Genomic DNA, 9,019 nt, shown 5'->3' with positions numbered 1-9,019 from the left:
TGAGGTTTTTGGAAGTAATTGCCACCACCAATGAAACCAAAGAGATTCACTTCTTTAACAGCATTAGTGAGATAAAAATACCGGAAGAGGTACTACGAGACTTCCCTGAAATTAAGGATAAGGCCATTGAAGAGCGTAAAAGTAAAATCAGTACACTGGTAAAAAATACGCTCCCTAAAAATCTGCAAGATATCTCAAGCTATCACATTAAAGAAGGAGCTCCGTCTAAGGCCATTCTTAAGTTTGTAGACAAACACAACATAGATCTCATTATGATGGGAAGACACAAGAACTTCATTGGAGGAGGTGTTCTTTCCAACCGTCTGGCCAGAAGAGCAGCCTGTAACCTATTCATCATTCCGGAAGAGGCTAAACCTACAGTGAACATGTTGCATGTTCCGTGCGACTTCTCCAAGCACTCTAAAATTGCCATGGAAGAAGCCATTAAAGTTGCCCGTAAGTATCCGGGAGTAAAGATTGTATGTCAGAACGTATATACAGTGCCGGGGGGCTATCATTACTCAGGCAAAACCTACGAGGAATTTGCCGAAGTGATGCGTGCCAATGCGGAAAAGGATTACAAAAAATTCATGTCAGAAATAGACCATGAGGGGGTAGACCTTGAGGTGGTTTATTCATTAGACACCAACGACAATCCGGTGACGGATATCATAGACTTTGCCCATGAAAACAATCCGAGCGCTATTTTTATTGGCGTAAAAGGAAGAACATCTACTACTGCCCTCTTTATTGGAAGTCGCGCTGAACAACTAATTCAGTACAACAATGATATTCCTATGATGGTGGTAAGGCCTAAGGGGCAAAACTCAGGCTTTATCGATCTGATTAAAGAAATCTAATAGGTTTTTCATAACCACACGGATCGGGTTTGTTAACCATAAAAAAAGAGCCTCTCAAAACTCCTGCTTTCCTCTTCAAGAGTAAGCAGAATCCGGAATTTTGAGAGGCTCCTTCTCTAGCCCGGCTTTGCCAAAGGCCAAAAACTGATAGGCTATTTGCCCTTCAGACGCTTTTCTTCTTTCTCTACCCAGGCCAACAAGGTTTTGGTTTCTTCTTCGGTCAATTTCATTTCAGGAAAACGCTCTACCATTCTTTCAGGAGGCATTTTACCATCTTCCAAAACCTCGAACATTTCAGCTACAAAATGCTCTTGCTCCTCTTTATTCATTTGAGGCACCTTAACCCATTGCAGCTTCTCTTTTGCCTTTTCATTACGAGCATCGGGTTTATGGCAGTTCATACACTTCTTCTCTACAATGGCTTTTACATTTTCGGGAAGTTCAATTTTAGCATCCTGCTCCTGTGCATCCCTGCTTTCATTGGGGCTTGGTGCTACCACAAAAGCACTTGTCAAAAAAAACAATGCAGAGAGACCAAAAATAGCTTTGAGTTGGTTTTTCATAGTTTGTTATAGGTTTAAAAAATTAATGTTTCGACAATTGGTTCTTCAAAAGGTTTAAGATTTCTTGTTAGCCAACTCCCTTGCCGTAAGTCGTTTAAGCATAAACAGAGCGGTAAGCAAAACAGCCATAGGGATTAGCGTATAGGTAAAGGCTTTTTCGGCTCCCAGTGTTTTAAAAAGATAGCCTACAATTCGAGAGCCTATGGTACCTCCCAAGGCTGAAAAAATAATAATGAGCCCTGACATGGGACTATGCAGCTTTTTAGGCAATGCACTAAGTACTGCCGAATTGAGCAATGGATATATGGGAGCTATAAACAAGCCAACCAAGGGAAATGCGTAGCCAATCAGGGGCACATCCGCCAATGTTTCCACTCCATCTATATTGGCATTTACAGCTTCAGGCAACACAAATAGCACCATAGCCATTGCCCCTAATATGCTCACTACCAAAACTACATGCCATGAAAATAATCGCGACAACTGCCCCGCTAACAAGCGTCCAATACCCAGCGAAATGGCCAAAATGCTCGCCATCATTATCGCCACGTTTTCAGGCAACTGCATAACCTTCTCGTTAAAAGTCGGCAGCCAGGTCATTATTCCCTGCTCCACCATCACAAATAAAAATGCGGCTCCAACAAACACCAGTACCAAACCCTTGGCTATCAGAGAAATCATTTCCATAAAATCGGCCGAAAGGCTATTGCCGGGAGCTTCATACGAGTGCTCAAACCGTGCCTTCCAGAGCAACACAAAAGCCACAGAAGTAAGTCCAGCCAAAACCCAATATACATTGAGCCATGCATTGGGTTGGTCAGGCACATTAAATGCGGGGAAAAGAAAATAGGCCAGAGCAATTCCAAACATAAACACCCCTTCTATATTGCTCATAAAACTATTATGCTCCTTCTGGCTATTGGTTACCAGGCCAATTACCGAGTATACAGCCACTTTAATAACACCGAAGCTTATACCTACCATCAGGAAGTGGAGCTTAGTAGTTAAAAAAGAATTACCGAAATACATTACCAGGCAGGCTATGGTCACCACCCCAAGGGCAGTCAGCATTCCTTTTTTATATCCTATTCTTGGTAGAAAAGAAGCGATAAGAAAAGAAGTTACCATTATGGAAATGTCTTTAAACCCCTCCAAAGTGCTTGCTTCTACCTCATCTACCCCAAAAGCTTTTTGCGACTTAAGAATAACGATCCCCACAGAATTGAGCAGAATGGCAAAAACAAAATAGTTGATGTACAACGAAAGCTTGATGGCCTTGTGATTCATAGCTTTTAATTAAAGTAGCACTCGGAAGATAGTGAAACTTCCTAAAAGAGCCCACTTATACCATCTGTAGCTCCGAATTTGACAGATAATCTCTATTTTGATGAGATGAAAAGGCAAGGGATATTTCTGATACTTCTGTTCCTCTCTACTCACCTGGCCATAGGCCAACGAGCTAGAGATTACAACATTACTATTGGTGTCCTACCCACCGGAAAATGGAATGCCATTACGGATGTACCCGGGGTAAAAGTTGGTCACACCACTCTCATTGAAGGCGAAACTGTAAGAACCGGGGTAACCGCCATTCTTCCCCATGCGGGAAACATCTTTCAAGAAAAAGTACCGGCCGCCATTTATATTGGCAATGGCTTTGGCAAACTCGCGGGAATCAGCCAGGTGCAGGAGTTAGGCAACCTGGAAACGCCTATTATTCTTACCAACACCTTGAGCGTACCTATGGGCATACAGGGTACTGTCAAATATACGCTTGACCTACCCGGCAACGAAAATGTACGATCGGTAAACGCGGTAGTGGGTGAAACTAACGATGGCGGCCTTAACGATATTCGAGGTATGCACATTACTGAAAACCATGTAATAAAAGCCATTCAGGGAGCACAATCCGGCCCGGTAACCGAAGGTAATGTTGGAGCCGGAACAGGCACCATAGCCTTTGGGTTTAAGGGAGGCATTGGCACCTCATCCAGAAGGCTTCCGGAAACATTGGGAGGTTATACGGTGGGCGTTCTGGTACAATCGAACTTTGGCGGCAACCTAACCATTGCCGGAGCTCCCATAGGACAAGAACTTAACCGGTACCCGTTCAGGAGTGCTATTGAGAAAAGTGATGGTTCATGCATGATTGTAGTTTTGACTGACGCTCCCCTGGATGCCAGACAACTGGAAAGGCTGGCCAAAAGAGCCATGTTGGGGTTGGCCAAAACCGGGGGAATCGCCTCCAACGGTAGTGGAGATTATGTAATAGCTGCCTCTACAGCCGAAAACATGAGAATTGCATACCAAACCGCTCATACAACCGACACGGGCGATGTATTGAGAAATGACAACATATCGCCATTATTTATGGCCGCCATTGAAGCCACCGAAGAAGCCATAATTAATTCGCTAATAGCGGCTAAACGCATGGAAGGCAACGGCCGAACCATTGAAGCACTACCGATGGATAAAGTACTGCCCTTGCTGAAAAAATATGGAGTTACTCGATAGAGGCCCGCATAGCATCCAACACCTCGCTGGCCCCCTCTACCGACTGAATATCAATGCCTTCGAAGCCTTTCATCCAGCATGCGAGCGCCTCATCGACCTGTTCCAGCACTTTGAGCCCCTTAGCTGTAATGAGCACATCTTTTGCCCTTCGATCCGTCTCACAAATAGTGCGCTCAACCAACCGTTTTGTTTCCAGCCTGTCTACAATTCTGGAAGCATTCGACATACGATCCAGCATACGCTCTATAATAGTGTTTACCGTACATGGTTTAGGATACTGGCCTCTTAGTATGCGCATTACATTGTATTGCGGAGAGGTGATACCAAAGGTCTTTAACAGCTTGTTCTGCTTGTCTAACAACCAGCCGTTGGTGTAAAGAATGTTAACTATCAATTTCTCGTAAGAACTCTTAAAGTCCTTGCCCTGTTTTATATCTTCCGCGATTCCCATGGGTCTTTGGTTGGATGACGCCTAAAATTAACACATTGTACTAATTCTTCCACGTCAGTAAATACACATTATACCACAGGTTTGTTTTGTACATTGAACGTAATATTACACACATTAAAAAATTTGCGTCCTAAACCTGCAGATACACATTATCAAATGTAAGAAAACCCCTCAAATTCAGCAGCATAATGTAAATTAGTACAACTATATTAAACCATTCATTCGCAGTAGCATCTAACTCCAAAACTTCACCACTTGCACGAACAGGAAATACTCACCGAATTTAAGCAACCCTCCACAAGAGAAAGGGCCTTTCGGAAGTTAGTTTCGGCTTATCAGGAGCGGGTGTACTGGCATGTTCGTAAGATTGTTATTACACATGACGATGCAGACGATGTGACTCAGGAGGTTTTCATTAAAGTGTACAAACACCTCGATGAGTTCAAGGAAAACTCTCAGCTATTTACCTGGATATACCGAATAGCTACCAACGAAGCACTGAATCAGCTCAAACGAATTAAACGAAGAACTGCACTCTCTATAGACGATGTTCACAAAGAACTTTCTAACCACCTGACACACGGTCAATTGATTAACGGAGATGAGATTCAGATGAAACTCCAAAAAGCCGTACTAAAACTGCCCGAAAAGCAGCGACTGGTGTTTAACATGAAATATTTCGATGACCTGAAGTACGAAGAAATAGCAGAAATAACCGGCACCAGCGTGGGTGCCTTAAAAGCCAGCTTTCACCTGGCTGTTAAAAAAGTAGAGGAAGAACTGAACGCAGATTAAACCTTCTAACCATTTGAAAATCAAAGTACCATGAACAAAAAAGGCCGACATATTAAGCTTGAAGACCAACCCGAACTGGCCAAGAATATTTTCGAGGTACCGGAGGGTTATTTCGATCGGCTAAATAAAGACATACTTGAAGCCGCAGAAAGAGAAGACAGCACGCTTTACAAAAATGAAAAGCTGAAGACGCTTCCATTCGAGGTTCCTCAAAACTACTTCGAAGAGTTAACGGAAGAAATAATGGCCAAAACTGTGGGCCGGGAACGTAAAGTAGTTCCGCTTTATAAGCAAAGCCCAATGCGCTGGCTGGCCGTAGCGGCAAGCTTAGTGCTTATCGCAAGCTTTTACTTTCTTTCGCCTAAAGCACTGCCCGAAAACAATGAATCAGGCCTGGAGCTGGTCTCTGACGATACAATAATTGATTACCTCAATGCACAACAGGCCTTTCAAAACGATATTTTCAGCGATGTAGACTCGTTCGATCTGATACTGGACGAAATAATTGCCGAAGAACTTAATAGTTTTGCTGACCTGCTAACTACCAATGCAGAATTGGATTACCATTTTGAATATTTTGACTACTAAGATCATGAGATTCGCATATATACTTTTGTTGGCAATTGCCTGCAACCTTGTCGTAGCACAAGACCGCAATGGCAGAAGCTCTGACGACTGGGAAAAATTAAAAGCAGCCCGCATAGCCTTTTTGTCGAACAGGCTGCAACTTACCAGCGAAACCGCACAAAAATTCTGGCCCATTTTCAACGAATATGAAAAGGAAAAAGACGCTTTGAGTAAAAAATACAACGAGCAAAAAAGAAACCTTGTGGGGGCTAACGGATGGAAAAACATGACCGATGAAAATGCCGATAAAATGCTTGAGGTATATCTGGAGCAAAAACAGGCAGAACTCGATCTGGAAAAGAAATACCTCACCCGTTTTAACGAAGTACTCGATAAAAATCAGATATGGATGGTTATTCGAATAGATTCTGATTTCAGACGGTCTTTAATGAAGCGCATTAGTGACGATAAAGACAGGCCTAATAGGGATAATGGAGGAAACAGACATTTTCCCCAGCAAAATCACTAGAAGGCAAAACTTCGTAATAACAAAACCCGACCGGCTCTGTTGCCCATAAAGCAGCAGAGTCGGTTCTTTTTTAAACACATAGCCACCTGCCTCTAACGCGCCAAACTGTTCAGGTATATGTTTTCTTTTTCGTTTGTAGCCTGCCGGCTTTGCCGTAATTTGCAACATGGCGCATCTCTCCCTTTTTCAACTCAATCACCTGATCAAAAGCCAGCTGGAAAACAACCTGGCTGGTTCCTATTGGGTCATTGCAGAAATAAGTGAGCTTCGGAACAACCAGAAGGGCCACTGCTATATGGAGTTGGTAGAAAAGGAGAATAACTTTATTCAGGCCAAAATAAGAGCTAACATCTGGGCCTATACCTACCGCACACTCAGCCAGCAATTCGAGCAAGCCACAGGTTCTACCCTCAAGCCGGGCATCAAAGTACTATTCAATGTGAGTATCAATTTTCATGAAGTATATGGGCTCAGCCTGACCGTTAACGATATAGACCCCAACTTCACTATTGGAGAAAGGTCGCGGCAGAGAGAGGAAACCATTCGCAAGCTCAAAGAAGAAGGTTTTTTAAACCTCAATAAGTCGCTGCCCCTACCTCTGGTACCTCAGCGGATAGCCGTCATTAGCTCACTCACCGCAGCAGGATATGGCGACTTCATCGATCAGCTAGAAAACAACTCACAAGGTTACGATTTTCTGATTGAAAGCTTTAACGCCACCATGCAAGGAACAGAAACCGAAAACTCAATTGCCAAAGCGTTGGAAAACATACGACAGCGCCAAGAAAAGTACGACCTCATCGCCATAATCAGAGGGGGTGGTGCCCAAACCGATCTGGACAGTTTTGATGGCTACAACCTGGCCAAACTCATTGCCTCGGCTCCACTGCCGGTTCTTACGGGCATTGGTCATGAACGTGACCAGACAGTAGCCGACCTTGTGGCCAACACAGCATTGAAAACGCCAACAGCCGTAGCCGAATTTATTATTTCAGGCATGGACCGGTTCTATAACCAACTCTACGATCTCAATACACGTGTAGAAAGAGGGGTGAGAGATAAGTTTAATATGGCTCGGCAACAGTTAGTTCAAATGGGGCATCGGCTTGAAAGATCAGGCCTCAATTATCTAAAACAAGCCCAACAGCTTCTGTCAGATAAACAACATATGCTTAAATTCGCCAGCAGAGCGCAGGTAGAAAAAAGCCGTTCTCTGTTGACGGGTCTGGAGGATAAGATTAAGCTCATAGACCCGGAAACAATCTTTAAGCGCGGATACTCCATTACCCTGAAAAATGGAAGGTCAATCAACCAACAGCCGATTGCAGTGGGAGACGTGCTGATCACCAAAAATCAACACACACAAATTGAAAGCAAGGTGACAAACATAGAAAATGAGCAGTAAAACAACCTATAAAGAAGCTCTCCAGCGAATCAATGAAATTGTGGAGAGAATTGAAAACCAAAACCCCGACATTGACGAACTGTCGAGTCTGGTTAAAGAGGCTACAAAGCTAATCAACGACTGCAAAGCCAAGTTGGAAAACACAGAAGCAGAAATACAATCATCGCTTGAAAAACTCAATTAACTCCCATGACCGAGCAACAAGCCCTCTCCGAAATTAAAAAGCTCACAGAGCAAATCAATTACCATAACGAACTCTATTATCAGAAAGACCAACCTGAAATTTCAGACTTTGAGTTCGATCAATTATTGGAGCAACTTATTGCCCTTGAAAACAAGTTTCCTCAGTTCAAGTTCGAAGACTCCCCCAGCCAACGTGTAGGAGGAACCATAACCAAAAACTTTGAAACGGTTGTTCATAAATATCCCATGCTTTCTTTGGGCAACACGTATTCTAAAGAAGAACTTATAGACTGGGATAATCGGGTAAAAAAAGGACTGGGAACTAATGAGTATGCATACTTCTGCGAACTAAAGTTCGATGGAGTGGCTCTGAGCCTAACCTACGAAAAAGGAATATTGAAGCGCGCAGTAACCCGTGGCGATGGCACACAAGGAGACGACATTACCGCCAATGCTAAAACCATACGAAGTATACCCTTGCGTATTGGCACACAAACTCCTGATAGTTTTGAGGTTAGAGGAGAAGTCTATTTTCCAAAAGAGCAGTTCGCCCGGATCAACGCTGAACGGATTGATGCCGGAGAAGAGCCTCTGGCCAACCCCAGAAACGCAGCTTCGGGTACGCTAAAAATGCAAGACTCTTCGGTAGTTGCTTACCGAAAACTCGACTGTTACCTCTACTCCCTTCTTGGCGAATCCGTTGAGGTAAATACTCATTCTGAGTCTATTGCCCTGCTGGAAAAATGGGGCTTTAATGTTTCACAGACCTACAAACGTTGCCAATCTATAGAAGAAGTACTCGACTATATAGCCTATTGGGAAACCAAAAGACACGAACTCCCATCAGAAACCGATGGAGTAGTAATAAAAGTAGATAGTCTCCACCATCAAAACGAACTTGGGTTCACAGCCAAAAGCCCTCGCTGGGCCATTGCCTACAAGTACAAAGCCGAAAGTGCCTCAACCGTTTTAGAAAGTATATCTTACCAGGTGGGCCGCACAGGAGCCGTTACTCCCGTAGCCAATTTAAAACCCGTGCTCTTGGCCGGAACTACCGTTAAAAGAGCATCGCTGCACAATGCCAACGAGATCGAACGCCTGGATCTCCGCCTGGGCGACACAGTATTCGTAGAAAAAGGTGGAGAAATCATC

Annotated in this window: 11 protein-coding genes; 8 read left to right on the top strand and 3 right to left on the bottom strand. The window is 43.7% G+C overall.

What is annotated here, in order from left to right:
- Positions 1–860 (top strand): universal stress protein (locus tag B3763_RS07435; RefSeq protein ID WP_286745299.1); only part of this gene is annotated, 860 nt, incomplete at its 5' end.
- A gap of 152 nt (positions 861–1,012) precedes the next feature.
- On the opposite strand, the gene B3763_RS07430 is transcribed toward B3763_RS07435, so the two are convergent.
- On the bottom strand, positions 1,013–1,423 hold the full coding sequence (locus B3763_RS07430) for a heme-binding domain-containing protein (RefSeq protein ID WP_286745296.1): 411 nt from the start codon (positions 1,421–1,423) through the stop codon (positions 1,013–1,015).
- 54 nt (positions 1,424–1,477) lie between these two features.
- Positions 1,478–2,710: an MFS transporter gene (locus B3763_RS07425; RefSeq protein ID WP_286745294.1), complete on the bottom strand. Its 1,233-nt coding sequence runs from the start codon at positions 2,708–2,710 to the stop codon at positions 1,478–1,480.
- Between the two features lie 105 nt (positions 2,711–2,815).
- Here B3763_RS07425 and B3763_RS07420 point away from each other — a divergent pair, with 105 nt between their 5' ends.
- The gene (locus B3763_RS07420) at positions 2,816–3,937 is read left to right on the top strand and encodes a P1 family peptidase (RefSeq protein ID WP_286745291.1); all 1,122 of its coding nucleotides are present in this window, start codon (positions 2,816–2,818) and stop codon (positions 3,935–3,937) included.
- Here the strand turns inward: B3763_RS07420 and B3763_RS07415 are convergent.
- Positions 3,927–4,388 carry a MarR family winged helix-turn-helix transcriptional regulator gene (locus B3763_RS07415; RefSeq protein ID WP_286745288.1) on the bottom strand — a complete coding sequence of 154 codons (462 nt, stop codon included), beginning with the start codon at positions 4,386–4,388 and terminating at the stop codon, positions 3,927–3,929. The two genes, B3763_RS07420 and B3763_RS07415, sit on opposite strands and share 11 nt — an antisense overlap.
- A gap of 255 nt (positions 4,389–4,643) precedes the next feature.
- On the opposite strand from B3763_RS07415, the gene B3763_RS07410 reads away from it, so the two are divergent.
- From B3763_RS07410 to ligA, 6 genes are all read left to right on the top strand, one after another.
- Complete coding sequence (locus B3763_RS07410) at positions 4,644–5,183, top strand: RNA polymerase sigma factor (protein ID WP_189630611.1); 540 nt, start codon at positions 4,644–4,646, stop codon at positions 5,181–5,183.
- 30 nt (positions 5,184–5,213) lie between these two features.
- A complete protein-coding gene (locus tag B3763_RS07405; RefSeq protein WP_189630610.1) occupies positions 5,214–5,771 on the top strand; it encodes a hypothetical protein in 558 nt (185 codons plus the stop codon).
- 4 nt (positions 5,772–5,775) lie between these two features.
- The gene (locus tag B3763_RS07400; protein WP_286745284.1) at positions 5,776–6,279 is read left to right on the top strand and encodes a Spy/CpxP family protein refolding chaperone; all 504 of its coding nucleotides are present in this window, start codon (positions 5,776–5,778) and stop codon (positions 6,277–6,279) included.
- A 166-nt stretch (positions 6,280–6,445) separates the two neighbouring features.
- The gene (gene xseA, locus B3763_RS07395; RefSeq protein WP_189630608.1) at positions 6,446–7,684 is read left to right on the top strand and encodes an exodeoxyribonuclease VII large subunit; all 1,239 of its coding nucleotides are present in this window, start codon (positions 6,446–6,448) and stop codon (positions 7,682–7,684) included.
- Positions 7,674–7,868 carry an exodeoxyribonuclease VII small subunit gene (gene xseB, locus B3763_RS07390; protein ID WP_189630607.1) on the top strand — a complete coding sequence of 65 codons (195 nt, stop codon included), beginning with the start codon at positions 7,674–7,676 and terminating at the stop codon, positions 7,866–7,868. Before xseA ends, xseB begins: the two co-directional genes overlap by 11 nt.
- A 5-nt stretch (positions 7,869–7,873) precedes the next feature.
- Positions 7,874–9,019, top strand: a 1,146-nt coding sequence (gene ligA / locus B3763_RS07385) for an NAD-dependent DNA ligase LigA (protein WP_286745280.1), incomplete at its 3' end; no start/stop codon positions are given.

This window comes from Roseivirga sp. UBA1976 (assembly GCF_002336325.1).
GTDB classification, from domain to species: domain Bacteria; phylum Bacteroidota; class Bacteroidia; order Cytophagales; family Cyclobacteriaceae; genus Roseivirga; species Roseivirga thermotolerans.
Note: the sequence above shows the minus strand (reverse complement) of the source record. Positions and strands in the feature narration are given on the sequence as shown.